Below are 21,197 nucleotides of genomic sequence, written 5' to 3'. Positions count from 1 at the left end.
GCACCGTCCGTTGCGCCCGGACGATCCTCGCCGTATCGGCCGATACAGCCTGACGGCGGTGCTGGGGCAGGGCGGGATGGGCACGGTCTATCTCGGCCGCTCGCCCGGGCATCGTCTGGTCGCGGTCAAGGTCATCCGGTCGGAACTCGCCGAGGATTCGACCTTCCGGAGGCGGTTCGCCCGCGAGATCGAAGCCGCGAGTCTCGTCGGCGGGTTCCACACCGCGTCAGTGGTCGACGCGGACCCCCACGGCGACCCGCCATGGCTGGCCACCGAGTACATCCCCGGGCCGTCCCTGCACGACGTTCTCAGGCAACAAGAGGCCCTGCCCCCGAGGACCCTGCACACCCTCGCGGTCGGCGTCTCCGAAGCACTCGAACGCATCCATGCCTGCGGCATCATCCACCGCGACCTCAAGCCCGGCAACATCATCATCTCCGGCGCAGGACCCCGCATCATCGACTTCGGCATCGCCCGAGCCCTCGACAGCACCGGACTCACCAGTACCAACTACGTTGTCGGCACCCAGGGGTTCCTCGCCCCGGAACAGCTCACCGGCGGATCGATCACGCATGCCGTGGATCTCTACGCCTTCGGCATGGTGCTGTGCCACGCCGCCGGAGCCGTGCCACTCCCGGACGGCGAATCCCTGACGTCCGCCCTCAGCCTGCTGCCCTCCCGGTTCGTCGACGTCATCACCGGGTGCCTCGACCACGATCCCCGGCGCCGTCCGACGGCCACCGAGGTCCTCGAACTGCTCTCCCGCACCCCGTCGACCGGCGACTGGCTGCCGCTCCCCGTACGCACGATGGTCGACCTGTACAACCCGGCGACCAGCTCGGCACCCTGAGCGCTGCGGCGGTGAACGGGCTGGGACGACGAGTTCCTCGCTGACGGCTCCGGCTCGTCGGTGCCGCTCGATGTTCCACCGGTGCCGATCCCGCCCACCCGTCGCCCCGGGGGCGGGTCGGCGCCGCCGGCACCACCGGCTGGAACAGCTCCCACCGCTCGTCCGGTACCAGGCACTCCACGATCTTCCGACCAGGCGCCCCGAAGCAGCGGATGATCGGTGAGGATCGTCACCATGACCTACGTGATCGAAGCTGCTCGTCCGGACGACTCCGCGTGGTTGGGGCCGTTGCTGCTGAGGGCTTGGCTGCAGACCTACCCCAACCCGGAGGCGGGGATCGACGAGGACTGGATCCGTGCGCACCGCGGCTCGTCAGCCACCGCGGAAGGCATCAGCCAGTGGCGGGAGTTCATCGAGGCAGCGAACCAGCAACCGGACCTGCTGTTCTGCCGTGTCGTCCGTTCCGGAACCGAGATCGTCGGCGTTCTCTGCGGGCGCCGCAGCGAGGTGGTCACCCTCGGACCGATGTACCTGCTGAACCACGTCCAGGGCCAGGGACTCGGCGGCCGCATGATGACCGAGTTCCTCACCTGGGCCGCAGCCGCACCCATCTGTCTGTGGGCCACCGACTACAACGACAGCGCGGTCCGCTTCTACCAGCGCCACGGATTCAAGATCACGGGCGAGCGAGAGCTCTGGCAAGGAAGACTGCCGAACGTACGGATGACCCGCGAGGCCGCACCCAGCGTCAACCACCGCTGAGCGAACCGCGTTTGACAGCAACTGCCTCGACGGCCCCGCTGCCCTCCGGGCGGCGGGCCGCCTCCTGCTGGGCCTGGGGCTCTCCGGCGTCGCGGGCCGTGTGAAGTCGCTGATCCGTGTCCCCGGGCATCGACAGCGGAGGTTCCGGTGCGTGCCGAAGGTGAGTACGCGTACTCATGTGGCGCCCGGGCAATCCGGTGGAGGATCCCTGAGGGCCGCACGACGCGGCCGCCGCCAGGCTCGCCCGCACCGACGAGGGACATCCACCTCGGCTGGGCCGACCGTGATTCTCCCCGGGGGATTTCCCTTGCGCTCCGCATCCGTACTCCGTTCCGCGGCCATCCCGGCCGCCGCCGCGCTGGCCCTCCTCCTGACCGCCTGCGGCCCCGACAACAGTGACAACCCCACCGGCGCGACACCCACCGGCGCGGCACCCACCACCACCGTGAGCCCGGGCACCGCCTCGCCCTCGACGGCCGCCACCGCACTGCCCACCATCACCGCCGCCGCGCCGACCGCCACCCCGACGACCCCGAGCCGCTTCGCCGACGCCCTCCCGCCGACCGGGACCGCGAACGGCACCTTCACCGACAGCCAGAAGGGCGACATCTCCCTCAGCATCGGCCCCACCAGCGTGGTCAAGGGCGACATCGCCGACCTCGCCGACTTCCTCAAGCCGGAGGACATGGCCGGCAAGACGCCGTACTACGTGCGCGTCACCTACACCCACACCGGTGGCAACGGGATCTACGAGCCCTACTTCAACCTGCGCCTGCGCGCCATGGTCAGCGACACCGCCCAAGCCCGCAAGGTCGACCTGCTCAGCGCCTTCCCGAAGTGCGAGAGCGACGTCCCCCACGGCGGCAAGGACTTCGTCAAGGGCCAGAGCGACCACGAGTGCGCCATCTACCTCGCCCCGGCCGACAAGCCCCTCCAGTACCTCGTGTGGCTCGACAAGGACAACAAGCCCCTTGCCTGGAAGGCCGGCTGAAGCAGACGCGCCCGGGCACGGAACCCGCAGGGCGCGGGCACGGAAGCCGCAGGGCGCGAGGACGGCACCCGCACCGGGCCCGGGCCGGCCCCCTCCGGCACGGCTGCCACCGGTGCGGCTCCTCGCCGAGGAACCACACCGGTTCGGCCGCCCGCCAAGGGTCAGCCTCGTCTTCCTGACGCCGTTGCAGCTCACGTCCCCTACCGCGTCGATGGCAGCCACTCGGCATGCCTGCCGGCGAGTCGGTCGCGCACCTCGGTGCTCTCGGTGAAAATATCCACGCCACCGTCATAGGGATGGACAGCCCAGGCACAGACGGCTTCGGTCAGGATGACGCCGGCGGTCATGTCGTCGGCCACGCACAGCAGTAGCCGGTCCAGTGCGGGATCGTGCAGGTCCGTCGCGGAGACGTAGTGGTGCTGCCATGAGTGGAAGCCTGGCTCGATGGCCAGGTCATCGCTCCGCCAGTGCGTGGCCCCGGGTGTGGTGGCCGCGACCGCAGCGTCTCGCGGAGTCGGGGCACCGGTCGCGGACCAGGAGCAGGTGATCGCCACCAATCCTCCGCCGCCGACCGCGACGTCGCCGAGGAGATCCTCCAGTAGCGCGTGGTGACGCCGCAGGATCTCGGCGTGCTCGGCGTCCGAGGTCGCATACCTCTTGCCCTCCGGGAGAGCATGGAATCGGACCCAGCGCTCTGGGAATTGGTGACGCAGACGGCGGGCCTCCGGCGGGCACTTGGGCCACGACCTGTTCCAGGCACCATCGAGTCCAGCAATGTCCACCGACTGGTCTCTGCCTCTCATGACACCGCAACATAGTCGATCTTGCTTGAGGCTGCTGGGAAACGTCGTTGAACTCGTGGACGGCAGCCGGAAAACTGCTGCCATGAGCTCTCGACGCTTCGTCTTCCTCGACCCTGATGGCAGCAGTGCCGGTGGCTGGCTGTATGTGATGGTCGAGGCGAAGACGGGAGTCATTTACCAGCAGCAATACGGCGGAACCGCCTGCCGGCACGGGCAGGTCGAGGGCTTCCTGGTGCCGCTGTTCGGCCCTGATGAGCTGGACTCGTTGCGCGAGCTGTTCGAGAAGCACTTCCGTGGAGCCGGCACCTGGAACTACCCGTGGCCGGATGACGAGCGGGGCAGGCTGCGCGAGATCATCCGCGCCATCCGGTACTGGGCATGCGACGGGACCGCCGAGGAGCCGCACGCGCTGCGGCTGGACGAGAGCCGAATCCGTGAGGCCGACGAGGCATGGGTGCCGGTGATCACGCCTGACGGGCCCGCCGTGCTGGTGTGGTTCAACTCGGACTGAACCTGGCGATCAGTCGCCCGCCCTGAGCCGGAGGATCCGTGCCGCAATGACCACCCGGCCGGTACCGGGTCGCGGGACGCGGATCGCGTCCATCACGGGCGAGAACATGGTGCAGTCCGTGGTGTTCCCGGCACTGAGCACGATCGACAGCAGCAGACCCCCGGCCAGACCCAGGTGGACCTTGGTCGTCAGCCCGCCCCGGGACCTGCCGAGCGCCTCGCGATGCCCCGATGCCGCTCGGTGACGAACAGGCAGTCCAGATGGACGAATTCGGCCGCCTGCCGGGTGGAGAACTCCCGGGCGAAGGTGGCGTGGCCGACCAGTTCACCATCCCGGTCGGCCACCCGGCACCACGCTCTCGGATGTGCCGCCCCTGCCGGGAACAGCGCCGGCTCCAGGCAGGCACCGTTCCGGCGAGCTCGAACGCTCGGACGGGCCGCGTGGTGCGCGGCAGCCTCGGCCAGAACAGCGGCTGGCACACCGGGAGCTGCACCGGCGATCTCAGCGGTGCAGCCTGGTGATCTGCAGGCACGGGTCGGCCTTGATCTCGGCCTCGGTGAACCGCTCGGTGACCCAGCGCTTCTTCGAGAACAGCGCGGTCTGGTCGGTGTAGTGCGGCGATCCGGGGTTCACGGACTCTCCGTAGGTGAGCAGGGTGCGGGTGTGCGGGCCCGCCGGCGTCAGTTCGGTGGCCATGACGAAGCCGGTGCCGTACGCGTCGGTGAGGTCGGCGGGCCGGACGGCGCCGGTGGTGCCCGAGGTGGCGGAGGCCTCGACGGCGTTGAAGCAGCCCTCGGTCCCGTCGCAACCGTGCAGTGGTATACCTGCCCACCGCTGGACGTCGCCGATGGTGGCGTCCAGGGCCGTCCCGTCCTTCGCGAGCTGCTGGACGGCGTCGGCCAGGGCGTGTCGGGCGGTGACGCTGTCGCCCTTGATACCGCGCGGGGTGGTGAGCGGCTGGGCGGGGTCGTACGGCACCCGCACGAAGGGGTCCACGTAGTGCCGGAACAGCCCGCGGTAGAACCTCTCCCAGAGGACGGCACCGTGACCGTCCGCGTCGTCCCGCGTGCTCCACCCGGCCAACACGTCGCAGGCTGCGCCGACGTCGACCGGGCTGCCGTCGCCGGCGGGCAGGACGGGGTTGGCCCGGCACATCGCGACCACGTCGTCCCGGCCGAGCTCCGCGCCGTGGTTGCGGTCGCCGAACATGGTCGCCTGCAGGCTGGGCAGGGTGAAGCCCGGAGCACCGAGCCCGTCGCTGCCGTCCCGCCGGTCGGCGATCATCTGCAGCCCGAGCTGGGGGCGTGGCGCCAGCCCGCGGTCGGTGCCGTAGATGCTCGGGTAGCCGGTGAGCGGGGCGCTCGCGTTGGCGAGGTACGGGTTGTTGTTGGAGTTGGCGACGTAGTCGGTCCGCGCCAGCTCGGGGTGGTTCGCGGGGCCGAAGATGCCGGGCACCACCGCGTCCGGGTCGCTGCCCGGGTCGCAGGCCGCCGTCGAGCCGTCCAGGAGGGTCGGCAGGTCGTGCAGCTCGGGCAGGCGGCACTGCTCGAGCTGCTCGTCGGTCACGTGCGGCACGTTGGAGGCGTCGGTGAAGTACGTCTCCCCGGTGGCATCGGTGGCGACCGTGTAGTTCCACGGATCGCCCTGGTAGGTGTTCGCCGCCTGCTTCAGCTCGCCGAGGCTCTGCGCCCGGTCGAGCGCCAACCACTGGTTCATCGAGCGCAGGTTCTCGGCGTTGGCGTCGCGGACGGCGTACGCGTAGGTGCCCGACCAGTGGTCGGCCAGCACCGGGCCGAAACGGGAGCTGTAGAGGGTGCGGCTCACGGTCGACAGCGTGCCGTCGGCGCCGCGGACGGTGACCCGGACGTCCCTCCTGTCCATCGGTACGGCCTTGCCGTCCACCAGGTAGCTGGTCGGGTCGCCGGGCACCAGCGGGAGTCGGTACAGGGTCGCATGGTCCGCGAAGCTGGAGGTCTCGGTGAAGGCGAGCCCCCGGGTGTGGCCGATCTCCACCACCGGCGTGCCGTAGAGGCCCGCGCCCGAGACGTCCATGACCCCCGGGATGGTCAGTTGCACCTGGTAGAAGCGCATGCCGCCGGACCAGGGCAGGTGCGGATTGGCCAGCAGCATCCCGTCCTGGTTCTGCGTGACGTCCCGGCCGAGTGCCCAGCCGTTGCTGCCGAGGTCCGGGCCGTGCCCGGGGCCCCCGGCCGGCGCGGCCGCAGCGGCGGGGGCCGCCGAGGGCTCGGCCTGGGCGCCCGGGATCGCGGTGGCGATGGACTGCTGGAGGCTGCTGGTCCCCGAGCTGGTGTTCAGCTCGTAGACCAGGCTCCAGATGTCCTCGGCGGTGATCGGACCGACCCAGGCCTGGCCCCGGCAGGAGGCGTCCGGCAGTCGCTCCACGCCGGTGTCGTGCAGGTAGCGGTTGTAGCCTGCCGCGTAGCCCTCGACCATCTGCCGCAGCTCGGCCGTCGGGCCGAGCGGGGCCGGCCGGTCGAGCAGGCGCCGGACGGTGCCGGCCTGCCGCAGGCCCTGGTGGTAGGTGTCGCTCTCCAGGTTGGTGGTCCTGCCCTGGTAGAACGCGTCGGGGCCGAGGAAGCGGGAGCGCTCGCCCCGCAGTGTCACGACCTGGTCGGCGAGTTCGCACAGGTTGTCCTGGGCGAAGGCGTAGCCGTAGCCGTACCCGAGGCCGCCGAAGTCGTGGGCCTGGATGTGCGGGATGCCGTACTCGGTCCGGCGGATCTGCGCGCTGTAGCCGTCGCCGCCCGCCGTCGGACCGGACGCGTCGGCCACATTGGCCGCGTCGGCCGCGGAGGCGGGCGTCGGCAGCAGCCCCGCGATGGCCGAGGCCAGGCACAGCGCGGCCACCCCGGAGGCCAACCGCTTGATCTGTGAGCGTTGCTGATGTGTCGTGAGTTTCTCGGTGCGAGCCATGGGACCACCGTGCCCTGGCCGGCACCTTGCCGGCATCGGCCCGGCGGCGAAACCTCGTGCGCGACGTAAGCCCGTGGGATTACGCCCCCCGGCCAGTCCGGCGTCCTCCCCGCAGGTGCCGGGGTCAGCTGCGGTTCTGAGAGGGGCTCGGTCGACTTCCCGGCCGCGCGGACGGGGCCGGCGCGGAGCGTGCCCCGCGAACGGTCACCGGAGCGCGGCCCGGCGACTCCACCCCGGTGCCCCCGGTGCCCCCGGTGACCTCGGTGCCCGCAGTACCCCCGGTAGCCGCAGTGCCGGCAGTACCCGCAGTACCCGCAGTGCCCGCGGTCACCGCGGCGACCTCGCGGCGCGAGCGGACACCGAGCTTGCCGAGGATGTGGGAGACATGGGTCTCCACCGTGCGGCGCGAGAGCAGCAGCATCGCGGCGATGTCGGGATTGGACAGCCCCTGCACGACCAGTTCGGCCACGCGCTGCTCCGTCACGGTCAGCGCGTCCCGGCCCGAGGCGGGCCGGGAGCGCGGTCCCCGGATCCCGGCCCGCACTCCCCAAGGGCGCATGCGGGCGGCGGCGCGGCGCGCGTCCCAGACCGCGCCCAGCTCGGCGTAGAGCGCGAGGGCCTCGCCGAACGCGACCCGGGCCGCGTCGCGGTCGCCGGACGCGGCCCGGAGCACGGCGAGGTCTTCGAGGGCGTTTGCCAGGTCCGGGAGCCGGCCCACGGTGCGGTGGTGGTCGATCGCGGCGAGCAGCCGGGCCGGGTCGTGGTGCAGCAGTGCGCGGCACCACTGGGCGGCGGCCCGCGTGGCGGGCAACGGTTCGATGTGGGCGTGCCGCCGGCTTTCGAGCGCCGCGGTCCGTGCCGTGTGCCGGTCGTCCACGGCGAGCGCCAGGCGGACCAGGCCGACCAGCCACTCCGGATGCCTCCTGGTGTCGTACTCGTACGCGGGGGCCAGCAGCGCCGCGAGCACCTGGAGGGCCTCGCGGGGTCGGCCCGTCCGTTCGAGGGCGAGGCTGCGGGCCACGATCCGGTACGAGGCCGCCACGGGCCAGGTCGGCGGCGCGACCTCGGTGTCCGGGGCCTGCGGATGCCCGGCTGCCTCCTGCTGGCGGTCCCGCCGGGCGTCGATCAGGGCCCGCAGGCCGTGCCGGGCGAGTTGCCAGCGGCCCTGCGGAAGGTCGGTGACCTCGTCCAGGACCGTCTGCGCGTCGTCCCAGCGACCGTGCTCGTAGTACCGCTCGGCGATCCTGACCAGGCTCATCGAGAGCAGCACCGGTCCGGTCCGCTCGGCGAGGGCACGGGCGTGCGCCAGCGACTCCTCCGCCTCCCCCGGGCGGCCCAGGCTGTCCAGTGCCACCGCCCGGTGGCCCAGCAACATGAGCCGCAGGTCGACGAGTTCGCGGTCGTCGCCGATCCGCGCGAGCGCGCGGTCGGCCAGGACCAGCGCACCGCCCTGGTCACCCTCCCGGCTGCGGATCAGGGCGGCCGCGTTCAGGGCGTAACCGACGGTGGTGGCGTTGTCGAGCCGCACCCCTTCGGCCAGTGCGACGCTCATCGCCGCACGGCCCGCGACGAGCCGGCCCTGGAAGCCCCGGGCGGTGGCGAGCAGGGCCAGCAGTCCTGCCCGCCATGGCGGCGCGAGCCGCGGGTCGCCGAGAGCCGCGTGCCAGTTCGCCTCCACGTCCTGGTAGCGGCCGGCCCGCAGCGCGATGCTGGTGAGCAACCATCGGGCCCGGCCCACGAGTTCACGGTCCGAGGTCGCCAGCAGGATGCTGCGGGCGAGCTCCCCGGCCCGGTCGGCGCGGCCCGTGCGGAAGTAGAGCGCCGCCAACCGGTCGGCCAGCACGTGACGCCTCGGACAGTCCGCGTCCGCCCGCCGCAGGGCGTGTTCGAGCAGCTCGACGGCGATCACCGGGGCCCGGTGGACCAGGCGCGCCGCGTTGTCGGCGAGCCATTCCCACTCCCAGCCGTCCGCTCCTTCCCGCACGGCGGGGAGGATCAGCTCGGCCACGCGCTCGACCGGCGCCCCGGCGGCGACCAACTCCCGTACCGCGTGCCGCCGCAGCCCCGCGCGCAGGGCGGACGGGATGGTCTCGTGGAGCACCTCCTTCAGCACGGTGTGGCGGAACCGCAGCCGGGACCCGGCCGACTCCAGCACGCCCGCGCTCAGAGCCTCCTCCACCGCCGCGAGGAGGTCGGCGCCTCCTGCCGCCGCCGTCAGATCCGCCACCGAGAACTCGGGCCCGAGCAACGACGCGGTGCGCAGCACCCGCTGGGCCCCGGCCGAGAGAGCGGCCAGCCGGTCCGCGACGACGTCCGTGAGGGCCTGCAGCTCCCCCGTGTCGCGGCCGTCCGCGGGCAGCTCCACCGTGCCGGCGGCGCGGTCCAGGGATCCACCGCGCACCAGGGCGCCCAGCAACTCCCGGACGTACAGCGGGTTTCCGGCCGCCGAGCCGAGCCGTGCGGCGAGCCGTGGCCCGGGTGTCCCTCCGGCCAGCACACCCACCAGCTCCGACACGCTCGCCTCACTCAGGCCGTCGAGTGAGAGCACCCGCCCGCCCCGGGGACGGAGTTCCCGACGCAGTCGCGTCAGGGCTGGGCGGCGCGGTACCGGTCGGCAGGTCCCGATGGCCAGCAGCGGCCGCTGAGCCGCGCTTCGGCAGAGGCTACGCCACATCAACAGGGTTGCCTCGTCGGCCCATTGGAGATCCTCCAGGGCCAGGACCACCGGCCCGGACGCGCACAGCCGGTCGACCCGGGCCAGCAGCTGTTCGGTGGCGGCCACCATCGGATCGGCGCCGCCGGGATGCGGGTCCCGGCCCGCGCGGTCCGGTGGTCGTCGACGCGGCGGTGCGGCCTGCGCGTGCCGTGGATCGGACGATCGCGGGGGCACGCCGAGGAGCCGTGTCATGGCCGAGAGCGGAAGCCGTTGCCCCAGTTCGTCGCACTGCCCGAACAGCACCTCACATCCGGCGGCTCCGGCCGCGGCGAGCGGTGCGGCGAGCAACGCGGACTTGCCGATGCCGGGTTCGCCCTCCACGAGCAGGCTGCCCCCGCGGCCGGCCGCGACGTCGGCGACCAGGCCCTCCAGCACGGCTCGTTCGGCTTCCCGTCCGGTCACGCCGACCATCTGCCGAATCAGCATGTACATGACCCTAACCGGATCAGGAGGGGTGCCAAACGTCGCGCACGTCACGCCCGGATCACCGATCGGGCGGGGCCCGACGCCGCACGGCGGTCCGGGATCTCAGTGAGGCTCACGGATGTCTCCGCGGATCCCGCTGCCGGACGATCGTCCGGCAGCCCCGGCGCGGTCACCGCTGCGCGATCGGCGCTCGTCCGCCACGCAGACGGGAACCCGCCACCGTCACCACGCGAGGAAGGTCCTGCATGCCCCTTCGACGCTCAGCCCTGAGGATCGCCGCGGCAGCGGCAGCCGTATCGGCGATCATCCTGCCCACCTCCGCCACCGCCGCCACCTCCGCCCCCGCCACCGCCGCCACCGCCACCGCCGAGTCGAAGGCCGGAGTGGCACCGGCGACGGCCTCGGGCCAGGCCGGCTTCGTCGTGAGCAAGGCCCAGTTCGGCCGGATGTTCCCGAACAGGAACCAGTTCTACACCTACGAGGCGTTGGTCGGCGCGATGAGCGCCTACCCCGGCTTCGCGCACACCGGAAACGACGCGATCCAGCGGCGGGAGGCGGCGGCGTTCCTGGCGAACGTCAGCCATGAGACCGGCGGCCTGCGCTACGTCGTGGAGCAGAACACCGCCAACTACCCGACGTACTGCGACGCCGCCCGGCCCTACGGGTGTCCGGCGGGACGCGCGGCCTACTACGGACGGGGACCGCTCCAGCTCAGCTGGAACTTCAACTACAAGGCGGCGGGGGACGCCCTGCACATCGACCTGCTCCACAACCCCCATCTGGTCCAGACCAATCCCGAGGTCTCGTGGAAGACCGCACTCTGGTACTGGAACACCCAGTCCGGGCCCGGCTCCATGACGGCACACCGGGCGATCGTCACCGGCGCCGGTTTCGGTCAGACGATCCGCAGCATCAACGGCGCCGTGGAGTGCAACGGCAGGAACACCGCCGAGATGCAGGACAGGGTCAACCTGTACCAGGGGTTCGCACGGCTCCTCGGCACCTCCCCCGGCACCGACCTGACCTGCTGAGCGGAAAGGAGAAGTCATGCGCAGGTTCCTGACCAGGCTGTTCGTCGCGGTTGCCGCTGCCGCGCTGACTGCGGTACTGCCGAGCGCGGGCGCGGCAACGGGTGCGACGGCAACAGGTACGACAGCGACCGCCCGCACCGCGACGGCCGCGGCGGTCAACCACACGGTGACGTTCGTGAATCACTCCCCGCAGAATCTGTGGATCGGAAGCGGCGTCAACGCCGACGGATCGAAGCAGTTCACCCGGCTACCGGTCCTGGCGCCCGGGCAGTCGGCGACGGTGACGATCCCCGAGACGGCCGCCCCGTTCCACTGGCGTGGAAAGTTCTTCGCACGGCAAGGATGCGGTGGCGCCTCCGGCAGCACCTTCCACTGCCGGGTGGGCGACTGCGGCCCGTTCGCCGACCACTGCACGACGGGCGAACAACCGGCCAGTTTGGCGGAGTTCAACTTCGACGGCAAGGACGGCGCCGCTCCCTGGTACGACGTGAGCTACGTGAACGCGTTCTCGCTGCCGGTCACGATCACTCCGGTGAACGCCACGGTTCCGCCCGGCGGGGGCTGCGACACGCGGGGCTGCGCGGCGAACCTGCTGCCCTCCTGCCCGCCCGCCGATCTGACGCGCGGGCCGGACGGCAAGCCGATGCTGTGCACCAACCCCAGCCGGGACACCCCCACCGACTACAGCCGCGCGCTCAGCGCGAAGTGCCCCAAGGCCTACACGTGGTCCAAGCAGGACCAGGTGCCGGGCAACAAGGTGATGCAGCAGTGCAGCCACTGCAAGGGTTTCACCGTCACGTTCGGGCCCACCGGGTGAGCCACCGGTCCCGGTTCCCGGTCCGAGCCGCCGCGGCCTCGTCATGCCGGTGGGGTGGAAGGAGAGGAACGCTGTGCCGTGTCGAACACGTCTGTTCACCGTCCTGCTCGCGGTGCTGACCTGGCTCACCGTCGGCAGCCCGGCCGACGCGTCGGCCGCCCCGGTGAAGAAGAAGGGCGTGAGTGCCTGGAACTTCACCGACGTCACCAAGGCACTGGCTGACGCCAGGGTCGGCTGGTACTTCACCTGGGCCTCGGACCGGCAGCAGATCAGGCCGCCCGCCGGCGTCGAGTTCGTCCCCATGATCTGGGGTGCGGCCTCGGTGACCGACGCACAACTCGGAACGGCCAGGAAGGAGGGCACGACCCTGCTCGGGTTCAACGAACCCGACCTGCCGGCGCAGGCCGACATGAGCGTGACCAAGGCCCTCGACCTGTGGCCCCGGCTCCAGTCGACCGGGATGCGCCTGGGGGCACCCGCGGTGGCCGGCGGCGGCGACACCGCGGGCGGCTGGCTCGACCGGTTCATGAAGGGCGCCGCCGCCCGCCGCTACGAGGTCGACTTCATCCCCCTGCACTGGTACGGCTCGGACTTCCGTGCCGATGCCGCGACGAGCCAACTGCGGAGCTACCTCCAGGCCACCTACGACCGCTACCGGAAGCCGATCTGGCTCACCGAGTACGCCCTGATCGACTTTTCGGGCGGTACCCCGAGGTATCCGACGCCGGAACAGCAGGCCGCGTTCGTGACGAAGTCGACCGCCATGCTCCAGGCGCTTCCCTTCGTCGAACGCTACGCGTGGTTCACCCTCTCCGCGGACCGCGGCGGCACCGGCCTGTACAACCGGGCAACGCCCAACCGGGTGGGTACGGCCTACCGCGCGGCCGGCTGAGCGCGAGCCCCGCCCGCCCCTGCGGACAGGCGCGATCGACCGCGCAGCCCGGACCGGCGAGGAGCCGGTCACCCGGGAGGGAAGAGTCGGATCGCGGGTGAGCCCGGCGGGTGGTGGATCACCGTGTCCACCACCCGCCGGGCGACACCGCGTGGCCGACCGGCTCGGCCCGTCGGCCCGCCCTTCCGGGGCGTCGTCAGGGCCGACGTTCGCAGGAGTCCGGTGCGGGCGCGGTGGCCGGCCGCCCCGGGGGCCGGCGTCAGTAGACGAGGATGTCCCAGTGGCTGCCCTCGTTGCAGTACAGGTTGCCCGAGGCGGCCTTCCACTGCGGGTAGCCGTCGCCCCGGTAGCCGATGTAGGTGAAGCTGTTCTGGATGTAGCCGTCGATGCAGGAGTTGCGGGCGATGTCGACCTTGTAGCCGTTGTAGTGGCTGTAGGTGCCGGAGGCGTGGCCCACCTCGGTCCCGCCCGTGATGTTGATGGCACAGCCGCTGGCCCGCTTGAGGGTGATGATGGCGCTCACCGTGCCCGAGTTGATCTGCTCGAACGAGGTGCAGGTGGAGTTGGACCTGGTGGTACATCCCCCGCTGGAACTCCACGTGATGCCGGCGCTGCTGAACTGACCGGCGGCCGTCGACTGCGACAGCTTGGTACCGCTGGCGCCGGCCGTGGGCGCCGAGACGGCGAGGCCGGCCAGGGCCAGGGCAACGACGGTGGCTGCGGTGCGTGGCTTCATCTGCATCTCCCGGTGACGATGGTGGACCTCCGACCCGGCCCCCGGATCCGGGCGGGCCTCGGCAGGCGGACGGGTGGCCCGGCACCGGACGAAAGAGGACCGGCCCCGGACCACGGGATCGTGCGACGTGCGGTGACGCGGCAGTGCTCCGGCGCGAGGGACGATCCGCGCAGCGCCCCCGCCCGCAGATCCTGCGTGAGGAGCGGGCTTCGAGGACCGGTGCCGCACCAGGATGACCCACCACCGTCTATGCGAGTAGACCCCGGCCCGTGAATTTCGTGTGACGACGAGGCGTCCGTCCCCCGGGGGCCGACCGGCCCGGCGGCCGAGGCGGTGGCGGCCGGGACGAGGGAGACGGTCCCGCAGCGGCGGCAGGCGGTGGACGTGTCGGCGTCGAGGGCGGCGAACAGGTCGAGGGCGGCGGTGAGATGACGCGTCGGCAGACACGGTTCATTCGGTCGACGGGCGTGATCCCCACGCGCATGCACATCGCTCCGGTTCCGGGCTGCAGGGACCGGTACGGCGCGACACCGCGTTGTAGCATGTCGTCCATGCGATGACAGCGGACCGGTCAACGGAAGGGTGACGGCATGACGGTGCGGGACACCGGCACGGCCGGGACAGGGCCGGCCTCGTTCCTGGCCGCCGCCGCCGCGCTGGGCACGATGGACGCCACCGCCCGCACGGCCCGCCACGCGCCTGCGGACACCGCGGACCAGCGCGACCCGCAGCAGGCCCTGTCCGCGCTCCTGATGCTGCGCCACCTCCGCGAGGAACTCGCAGGCTGGGAGACCGGCCTGATCGAGACCGCCCGCGGCGCCGGCGCCACCTGGACCGACCTCGCCGAACCGATGGGCGTGCGGAGTCGACAGGCCGCCGAGCGCCGCTACCTGCGCATGCGCCCCGACAGCGACGCCGGCACCGAGGTGGGCAGCACCGGCGAGCAGCGCGTCCGGGCCGCACGCGACCAGCGCGCCGCCGACCGCGCGGTGACCACCTGGGCCCGCGACAACGCCGCGGACCTGCGCCGTCTCGCCGGACAGATCAGCGCCCTGGACGGCCTCGCCAGCTCGGCGGCACCCGCCGTACAACGCCTGCTGGACGCACTCGGCCACCCCGACCCCGCCCGCCTGCTCGCCCCGCTCGCCGGGACCCGGCCCCTCCTGGAGGCGGACCACCCGACGATCGCCGACCGCCTCGACGCGCTCACCGCCCGAACCGAGCAGCTGCGCACCGACAGTGACCGGCGGCGCCGCAGACCCTCCGTCGGCCCGTGACCGCGAGCCCGCCGGGCCGCGGCCCGCAGCGCGCGAGACGGTGCCGGAGCTGACCGGCGGGCCCGCTGCGGTGGCCCTGGTCGAGCAGGCCGTGCCCGCCGCGCCACGCCCGGCGACCGTTGCCGCCCGAGCCGTCCCACCAGCCCCTCGACCACATCCGAAGACCCCGGTCCGGACCCGGCACACCCGTCCGGATCCGGCCGTTGACCCGACCCGACCCGAACCCTTTCCCGTACGTACACCCGAAGGAGACGCCTCCCGTGGCCAGCCCGACCGAGACGCTGGAGTTCCAGGCGGAGACCCGCCAGCTGCTGCAGCTGGTGATCCACTCGATCTACTCGAACAAGGACATCTTCCTGCGCGAGCTGATCTCCAACGCCTCCGACGCCCTCGACAAGCTCCGTCTGGAATCCCTCACCGACACCGACCTCGCAGTCGACACGTCCGACCTGCACATCACGCTGGAAGTCGACCAGGAGGCCCGCACCCTGACGGTGCGGGACAACGGCATCGGCATGACCCGCGACGACGTCGTCGACCTGATCGGCACCATCGCCAAGTCCGGCACCGCCGGCCTGCTGGCCAAGATCAAGGAGGCCAAGGACGCGGAGGCGGCGCAGAGCCTGATCGGGCAGTTCGGCGTCGGCTTCTACTCGGCGTTCATGGTCGCCGACAAGGTCACCCTGCGTACCCGCCGCGCCGGCACCGAGCAGGGCACCGCGTGGGAGTCCGACGGTGAGGGCACCTACACGATCGCGCAGGCCGACGGCCTGCCGGTGGGCACCTCGGTCACGCTGCACCTCAAGCCGGCGGACAGCGAGGACGGGCTCGGCGACTACCTGGCGGCACGCAAGATCCGTCAGATCGTCAAGCAGTACTCGGACTTCATCCGCTGGCCCATCCGGATGGCCGCCGAAGCCGCCGATGCGGACACGGACCCGGGCGACGGGGAAGCGGCCGCGGACGGCCCGGAGACGCTGAACTCGATGAAGGCCCTGTGGGCCCGCCCGCGCAGCGAGGTGACCGAGGCCGAGTACAGCGAGTTCTACCAGCAGATCAGCCACGACTGGCAGCCCCCGGCCGAGACCGTCCACATGCGCGCCGAGGGCACCTTCGAGTACGAGGCGCTGCTGTTCATCCCCGCCCACGCCCCGTTCGACCTGTTCTCCCGCGACACCAAGCGGGGCGTGCAGCTGTACGTCAAGCGCGTGTTCATCATGGACGACTGCGACGCGCTGATGCCGAACTACCTGCGCTTCGTCAAGGGCGTCGTCGACGCCCACGACCTCTCGCTGAACGTCTCACGCGAGATCCTGCAGCACGATCGCCAGATCACCGCGGTTCGCCGGCGCCTCGTCAAGAAGGTCCTCGGCGCGATGAAGACCATGCAGACCACGAAGGCCGACGCCTACGCCGAGCTGTGGGAGCAGTTCGGCCGGGTGATCAAGGAAGGCCTGCTGGAGGACCGCGACAACACCGACGCGCTGCTGGAGCTGGTCCGCGCCGCCTCGACGAACGACCCGGAGAAGGCGACCACGCTGCGCGAGTACGTCGCGCGGATGAAGGACGGCCAGGACACCGTCTACTACCTGACCGGCGAGAACCGCCAGACGGTGGAGAGCTCCCCGCACATGGAGGCCTTCGCCGCCAAGGGCTACGAGGTCCTGATCCTCACCGACCCCGTGGACGAGGTCTGGACCGACCAGGTCCCCGCCTTCGACGGCCACCGGTTCCAGTCCATCGCCAAGGGGCAGGTCGACCTCGACCACGACGCCGACGGCGACGTCAGTGACGAGGCGAAGGCGGAGAAGGCCCAGCGCGAACAGGACTTCGCCGACCTCCTCGGGTGGCTGCAGACCACCCTGGCCGCTCACGTCAAGCAGGTCCGCCTGTCCACCCGGCTCACCACCTCCGCCGCGTGCCTGGTCGGCGACGCCCACGACCTGACCCCCACCCTGGAGAAGATGTACCGGGCCATGGGCCAGGAGCTGCCGCCGGTCAAGCGCATCCTCGAACTCAACCCCGGCCACCCGCTCATCACCGCCCTCCACCAGGCCCACCGGACGAAGCCCGAGGACCCGGCGCTCGCGGACACCGCCGAGCTCGTCCACGGCAGCGCCCTGCTCGCCGAGGGCGGCGACCTGCCCGACCCGGCCCGCTTCACCCGGCTCCTGACCGACCGCCTCTCCCAGGCCCTGTAGCCGCTGCGGGTGCGCGACTGCACGGCCGAGCGTGCCGGGCCGGCCGTCGCGCACCGCACGGAGCGGCCCGTGACAGCGGCAGAGGTCCCCCTGCCGGAGCGTCCGGCAGGGGGACCGTCACGGTGTCGGGAAACCGTCAGGAGACCCTCAGGAGACCGTCACCGAGACGGTTTCCGGGCTGCCGCTCTGGTAGACCGAGTCGCCGCTGTAGACGGCCGTGACGACGTGCACTCCGGGGGTTCCGAAGAAGACGACACGCCCCGCGGCCCCGCAGTTCCCGAGGTTGAGGACCAGCCGTGCCGTGCCCAGGGGCGTGCCGGTCGTGGTGTCGGTGAACGTCACCGTCCCGGTGGGCGGGGTCGTGGCGCCGGTACCGCTGGGGCAGACCAGGTCGTCGAGCACCACCGGGCGGCCGAGCCGGACCTGCGGGGGCAGCGCGATCAGACGCGTGTTCACCGGCTTGCCCGGAGTGGTGTAGCTGATGGTGATGCCCGCGGCGGCGCTCGTCACCGTGGGGCCGGTGCCGCCGGCGGGGACCAGGGACGAGCCGCCGCCTCCGCCGCCTCCGCCCCCGCTCGGGCTGATGAACGGGTTGATGTTGCCGCCGCCGCCACCGCCGTAGTAGCCGCCGCCCCCCGCACCACCGGTCAGGGAAGCACCCGGGCCGCCGCCGGTGCCGCCGGCACCGAGCGTGCCGGGCCCACCGCCGTAGAACCCGCCCCCGCCGGTGCCGCCGACCCCGCCGTGCGTGGACGTGCCCGCACCGCCACCCGCGCCCCCGTTGCAGGTCGCGTCGGTGCCCGGCTGGCCGGCGTCTCCGCCCTTGCTTCCGGTGCACTGGCCGGCCCAGCCGGCTCCGCCGCCGCCCGCAGCCACGATGAGCCGGGAGTCGGTGGTGGTGAGCGGCGTGGTACCGGGTTGGGTGCGGACGTCGGAGGCGCCGCCTCCTCCGCCGCCGAAGTGGGTACTGCCGCCGCCGTTGAAGCCGCCGGTGCACTGCGCGCCGCCGGTGCACGAGGCGGTGTTGGCGGCGCCGCCGACTTCGACGTAGAGGGTCTGCCCGCCGGCCAGCCCGGTGAGCGTGCCGGACACCTGAGCGCCCCGGCCGCCGCCGACGCCGTTGTCCTCCAGGCCGCCGGCGGCACCGGTCGCCGTGACGTCGGCCTGCGTGACACCGGCCGGGACGGTGAACGTCTGCTCGGCGCCGGTGAACACGAACGTGCAGGTGGTGGTGGGGCCGGACACCGTGCAGGTGCCCTGCGCGTGGGCGGGCGCGGTCAGCGCCAGCGGAGCGATGCCAGCCGTACAGAACAGGCCGGCCGCGATGGCCAGTGCCCGGCTCCGGCGGGCCACCGAACCGGTGCCGGGCACGCCTGCGCCCGAGCCCGGCTGACCGCCGGCTGGCGGCAGTGTGGACGTCACAATCTGCTCCCTGAAGAGGAGGGGACCTTGTCGGCAGGAAGTTGCCGCCTCCACCCTGAGCCAGGCAGCGCAGGTCGCCGGTCGCACGTGGCCTGACACACCACCGGCGTCACCCCGGCGGGCCTGCACACGCCTGCGCCGGTTCGCCGGTTCGCCGGTGGCGTCGGTCACGGCTCAGCGTGTGTCCGCCACGACCTGCCGGATCACCGTGCCGGGCTCGTCGCCCGGCTCCTCCCCGAGGAACCCGTCGGCGTCACGCAGGCCGTACGGTCCCATGAGCCGTGCCCCGGCCGTGCCCGCCGGGTACCACCAGTGGTCGAGCAGTGCCTGCCCACCGCCACATCGGCACCCGGAGGCCACCCGCTCGACGGCCCGGCCTGCGCGTCCACCACACCACCCGGGCACCGGCCGGATCGCACCCGGCGCGGTGTGTCGGGACGCCCCGGGTCGCCGATGCGCCCGGTGTCCGGCCCTCAGAAGGTGATGCGCACCTTCAGCGCGGTTCGCTCGTCCATCGCCCGGTAGCCGTCCGGCACTCCGTCGAGGCCGACGGTGCGGTCGAAGACCAGACCGGGATCGATGGCGCCGGACAGCACGTCGGGCAGCAGCTCCGGGATGTACGCACGAGCGGGGGCCACGCCGCCGCGCAGCGAGATGTTGCCGTCGAACATCCGGGAGATGTCGACTCCGGCACTGCCGCCGTGCGGCACGCCGACGAAGCCGACCGCGCCACCGTCACGGGTGACGGAGATCGCGGTGCGCATCGATTCCTCGGTGCCGACCGCCTCCAGGACGGCGTGCGCGCCCTGACCGCCGGTCAGTTCCCTGACCGCCTCGACCGCGGCCTCTCCGCGCTCGGCCACCACATCGGTGGCGCCGAAGGTCCGGGCGATCGCGGTGCGCGCCTCGTGGCGGCCCAGCGCGATGATCCGGCCGGCGCCGAGGCGCTGCGCGGCGAGCACCCCGCACAGGCCGACCGCGCCGTCGCCGACCACCACGACGGTACTGCCCGGCCGGACACCGGCGGTGACGGCGGCGTGGTGGCCGGTGCTCATCACGTCGGACAGCGCGAGCAGGCCGGGCAGCAGCTTCTCCTCGCCGGCCGCCTCCTTCGGCAGCTTGACCAGGGTGCCGTCGGCGAACGGGACGCGGACGGCTTCGCCCTGGCCGCCGTCGGACCCGACCTCACCCCAGAAACCGCCCTGCGGGCAGGATGTGTGCAGGCCGTCGTGGCAGTAGTCGCAGACACCGTCGGACCAGACGAACGGCGCGACCACGAAGTCACCGCGGGTGACCCCGGTCACCTCGGAGCCGGTCTCCTCGACGATGCCGAGGAACTCGTGGCCGATCCGCTGGCCGGCCACCCGGGACGCCACACCCCGGTAGGCCCACAGGTCACTGCCGCAGATGCAGGCGCTCACCACCCGCACCACGGCGTCGGTCGGGTGCCGGAGCACCGGGTCCGGCACCTCCTCGATCCGGACGTCACGGGGGCCGTGGATGACGGTGGCACGCACGAGGCACTCCTGGCACTGCTCGACGACGGGGAAGACGACAGCCAGGGTCGCCGGGCGGGGACACCCGCGTCCAGCTACATCTCCTACAACCTGACCTTAAGATGGACTGATGCTCGATGTGAGGCGCCTCGTCCTGCTCCGTGACCTGGAGGTGCACGGCACGGTCACCGCCGTCGCCGACCTCCACGGCGTCACCCCCTCCGCCGTCTCGCAGCAGCTGCGGCTCCTGGAGGAGGAGACCCGTACCCGCCTGCTGGAACGCACCGGCCGCTCGGTCCACCTCACCGCCGCGGGCCGTCGGCTGACCAGCGACACCGAGCACGTGCTCGCCGCACTCGAACACGCCCGCGTCCGCCTGCTCGCCGCGGCCCGGCACCCCGCGGGTCCCCTGCGCCTCGCGTGCTTCCCCAGCGCCCTGGCCCCGGTGGCCGCCCCGCTCGCCACGGCCCTGGAAGCCGCCCACCCGGACCTGCGGCTCCACATCACCGAGGCCGAACCCGAGGCCGCCCTACGCCTGCTGCTCCAGCGCCGCGCGGACGCCGCCCTCGTCTACCGGTACGACAACCTGGCCGCTCCGCCGCTCCCGGGCGTGGCAACCCGGACGCTGTGCACCGACCCGCTGGTCGCGGTCCTGCCCCGCGACCACCCGGCCGTCCGGGCGGACCGCGCCCCCGTCGACCTGGCGGAGCTCGCCGACACGCCGTGGATCACCGCCCCGGCGCAGAGCGCGTGCGGAGAGGCCGTACTCCACGCCTGTCGCTCCGCCGGGTTCACTCCCCGGGTCCGACACGTCTGCACCGACTTCACCGCCATGATCGCCCTCGCCGCGAGCGGGGGCCACACCGTCCTCGCCCCCCGCATGGCCGCCGCCCACCTGCCGCCCGCCCTCACCGCGCTGCCGGTGACCGACACCGCCCTCGCCCGCACGATCGGGATCGCCACCCGCCACGACACGGCGGACGAACCCGCCATCACCGCCTGCCTCGACACCCTGCGCACACTCCTGCGGGAGGCGGACGGGCAGCACGGCCCGGCCGTGTCCTGACGCGTCCCGCGCGCACGGAAGGGACACGTCCCGGAGAGGCGCACGCCGGCGAGGCGGACACCTCGTCGGCTGTTCGGGTGCGCCGCAGCACGGGGTGCGGGCCCCGGGGCAGGAGACCCGTCGTCCCGGGTTCCCTCGTCGTCGGAGGCGCGCGTGAACACAACCGTCGTCCTGCTCGTCGCCCCGCTCGCCATGGCCGCGGCGCTCGCAGCGACCGCTGCGGGCGGCCCGTCCGGCCCTACCGGCCCGTCCCGCTCGAAGCGTGC

The 21,197-nt window shown here is 72.5% G+C and carries 17 protein-coding genes; 10 read left to right on the top strand and 7 right to left on the bottom strand.

Annotation, left to right across the window (positions count from 1 at the left end):
* The first annotated feature begins 10 nt into the window (after nucleotides 1-10).
* From ACFV0O_RS24340 to ACFV0O_RS24330, 3 genes are all read left to right on the top strand, one after another.
* Nucleotides 11-850 carry a serine/threonine-protein kinase gene (locus ACFV0O_RS24340; protein WP_380345263.1) on the top strand — a complete coding sequence of 280 codons (840 nt, stop codon included), beginning with the start codon at nucleotides 11-13 and terminating at the stop codon, nucleotides 848-850.
* A 234-nt stretch (nucleotides 851-1,084) separates the two neighbouring features.
* On the top strand, nucleotides 1,085-1,612 hold the full coding sequence (locus ACFV0O_RS24335; protein ID WP_380345253.1) for a GNAT family N-acetyltransferase: 528 nt from the start codon (nucleotides 1,085-1,087) through the stop codon (nucleotides 1,610-1,612).
* A 307-nt stretch (nucleotides 1,613-1,919) separates the two neighbouring features.
* Nucleotides 1,920-2,603: a hypothetical protein gene (locus tag ACFV0O_RS24330; RefSeq protein ID WP_380345251.1), complete on the top strand. Its 684-nt coding sequence runs from the start codon at nucleotides 1,920-1,922 to the stop codon at nucleotides 2,601-2,603.
* 200 nt (nucleotides 2,604-2,803) lie between these two features.
* Here ACFV0O_RS24330 and ACFV0O_RS24325 read toward each other — a convergent pair whose 3' ends face one another.
* A complete protein-coding gene (locus ACFV0O_RS24325; RefSeq protein ID WP_380345249.1) occupies nucleotides 2,804-3,385 on the bottom strand; it encodes a hypothetical protein in 582 nt (193 codons plus the stop codon).
* Between the two features lie 103 nt (nucleotides 3,386-3,488).
* Here ACFV0O_RS24325 and ACFV0O_RS24320 point away from each other — a divergent pair, with 103 nt between their 5' ends.
* The gene (locus ACFV0O_RS24320; RefSeq protein WP_380345247.1) at nucleotides 3,489-3,917 is read left to right on the top strand and encodes a DUF6210 family protein; all 429 of its coding nucleotides are present in this window, start codon (nucleotides 3,489-3,491) and stop codon (nucleotides 3,915-3,917) included.
* Nucleotides 3,918-4,105: 188 nt separating this feature from the next.
* Here the strand turns inward: ACFV0O_RS24320 and ACFV0O_RS24315 are convergent, their stop codons facing one another.
* The 3 genes from ACFV0O_RS24315 to ACFV0O_RS24305 form a co-directional block, all read right to left on the bottom strand.
* On the bottom strand, nucleotides 4,106-4,261 hold the full coding sequence (locus ACFV0O_RS24315; protein ID WP_380345245.1) for a hypothetical protein: 156 nt from the start codon (nucleotides 4,259-4,261) through the stop codon (nucleotides 4,106-4,108).
* A gap of 157 nt (nucleotides 4,262-4,418) precedes the next feature.
* Entirely contained in the window at nucleotides 4,419-6,851 is a 2,433-nt protein-coding gene (locus ACFV0O_RS24310) for a penicillin acylase family protein (RefSeq protein WP_380345243.1), read from the bottom strand.
* A gap of 124 nt (nucleotides 6,852-6,975) precedes the next feature.
* Nucleotides 6,976-9,993 (bottom strand): AAA family ATPase, encoded by a 3,018-nt coding sequence (locus ACFV0O_RS24305; RefSeq protein WP_380345242.1) that lies wholly within the window; start codon nucleotides 9,991-9,993, stop codon nucleotides 6,976-6,978.
* A 245-nt stretch (nucleotides 9,994-10,238) separates the two neighbouring features.
* On the opposite strand from ACFV0O_RS24305, the gene ACFV0O_RS24300 reads away from it, so the two are divergent.
* The 3 genes from ACFV0O_RS24300 to ACFV0O_RS24290 all read left to right on the top strand — a co-directional run bounded on the left by ACFV0O_RS24300 (nucleotide 10,239) and on the right by ACFV0O_RS24290 (nucleotide 12,733).
* Nucleotides 10,239-11,024, top strand: coding sequence for a chitinase (locus ACFV0O_RS24300; RefSeq protein WP_380345240.1), 786 nt, complete (start codon nucleotides 10,239-10,241; stop codon nucleotides 11,022-11,024).
* A gap of 16 nt (nucleotides 11,025-11,040) precedes the next feature.
* Nucleotides 11,041-11,841 (top strand): thaumatin family protein, encoded by an 801-nt coding sequence (locus tag ACFV0O_RS24295; RefSeq protein WP_380345238.1) that lies wholly within the window; start codon nucleotides 11,041-11,043, stop codon nucleotides 11,839-11,841.
* A 73-nt stretch (nucleotides 11,842-11,914) separates the two neighbouring features.
* A complete protein-coding gene (locus tag ACFV0O_RS24290; protein ID WP_380345236.1) occupies nucleotides 11,915-12,733 on the top strand; it encodes a glycoside hydrolase family protein in 819 nt (272 codons plus the stop codon).
* A gap of 259 nt (nucleotides 12,734-12,992) precedes the next feature.
* Here ACFV0O_RS24290 and ACFV0O_RS24285 read toward each other — a convergent pair whose 3' ends face one another.
* On the bottom strand, nucleotides 12,993-13,475 hold the full coding sequence (locus ACFV0O_RS24285; protein ID WP_380345234.1) for a hypothetical protein: 483 nt from the start codon (nucleotides 13,473-13,475) through the stop codon (nucleotides 12,993-12,995).
* Nucleotides 13,476-14,059: 584 nt separating this feature from the next.
* Here ACFV0O_RS24285 and ACFV0O_RS24280 point away from each other — a divergent pair.
* Both ACFV0O_RS24280 and htpG read left to right on the top strand, forming a co-directional pair.
* Nucleotides 14,060-14,746 (top strand): type III effector protein, encoded by a 687-nt coding sequence (locus tag ACFV0O_RS24280; RefSeq protein ID WP_380345232.1) that lies wholly within the window; start codon nucleotides 14,060-14,062, stop codon nucleotides 14,744-14,746.
* A 260-nt stretch (nucleotides 14,747-15,006) separates the two neighbouring features.
* Nucleotides 15,007-16,947 (top strand): molecular chaperone HtpG, encoded by a 1,941-nt coding sequence (gene htpG, locus ACFV0O_RS24275; RefSeq protein WP_380345231.1) that lies wholly within the window; start codon nucleotides 15,007-15,009, stop codon nucleotides 16,945-16,947.
* A gap of 147 nt (nucleotides 16,948-17,094) precedes the next feature.
* Here htpG and ACFV0O_RS24270 read toward each other — a convergent pair whose 3' ends face one another.
* Both ACFV0O_RS24270 and ACFV0O_RS24265 read right to left on the bottom strand, forming a co-directional pair.
* Nucleotides 17,095-18,369, bottom strand: a complete 1,275-nt coding sequence (locus tag ACFV0O_RS24270; RefSeq protein WP_380345229.1) for an Ig-like domain repeat protein — start codon at nucleotides 18,367-18,369, stop codon at nucleotides 17,095-17,097.
* Between the two features lie 473 nt (nucleotides 18,370-18,842).
* Nucleotides 18,843-19,886, bottom strand: coding sequence for a zinc-dependent alcohol dehydrogenase family protein (locus ACFV0O_RS24265; protein WP_380345227.1), 1,044 nt, complete (start codon nucleotides 19,884-19,886; stop codon nucleotides 18,843-18,845).
* A gap of 109 nt (nucleotides 19,887-19,995) precedes the next feature.
* Here ACFV0O_RS24265 and ACFV0O_RS24260 point away from each other — a divergent pair, with 109 nt between their 5' ends.
* Entirely contained in the window at nucleotides 19,996-20,931 is a 936-nt protein-coding gene (locus ACFV0O_RS24260; RefSeq protein ID WP_380345225.1) for a LysR family transcriptional regulator, read from the top strand.
* Nucleotides 20,932-21,197: the final 266 nt, after the last annotated feature.

The organism is Kitasatospora sp. NPDC059577, assembly GCF_042735475.1.
Classification (GTDB): domain Bacteria; phylum Actinomycetota; class Actinomycetes; order Streptomycetales; family Streptomycetaceae; genus Kitasatospora.
This window is presented reverse-complemented; position numbering and strand designations above follow the sequence as displayed.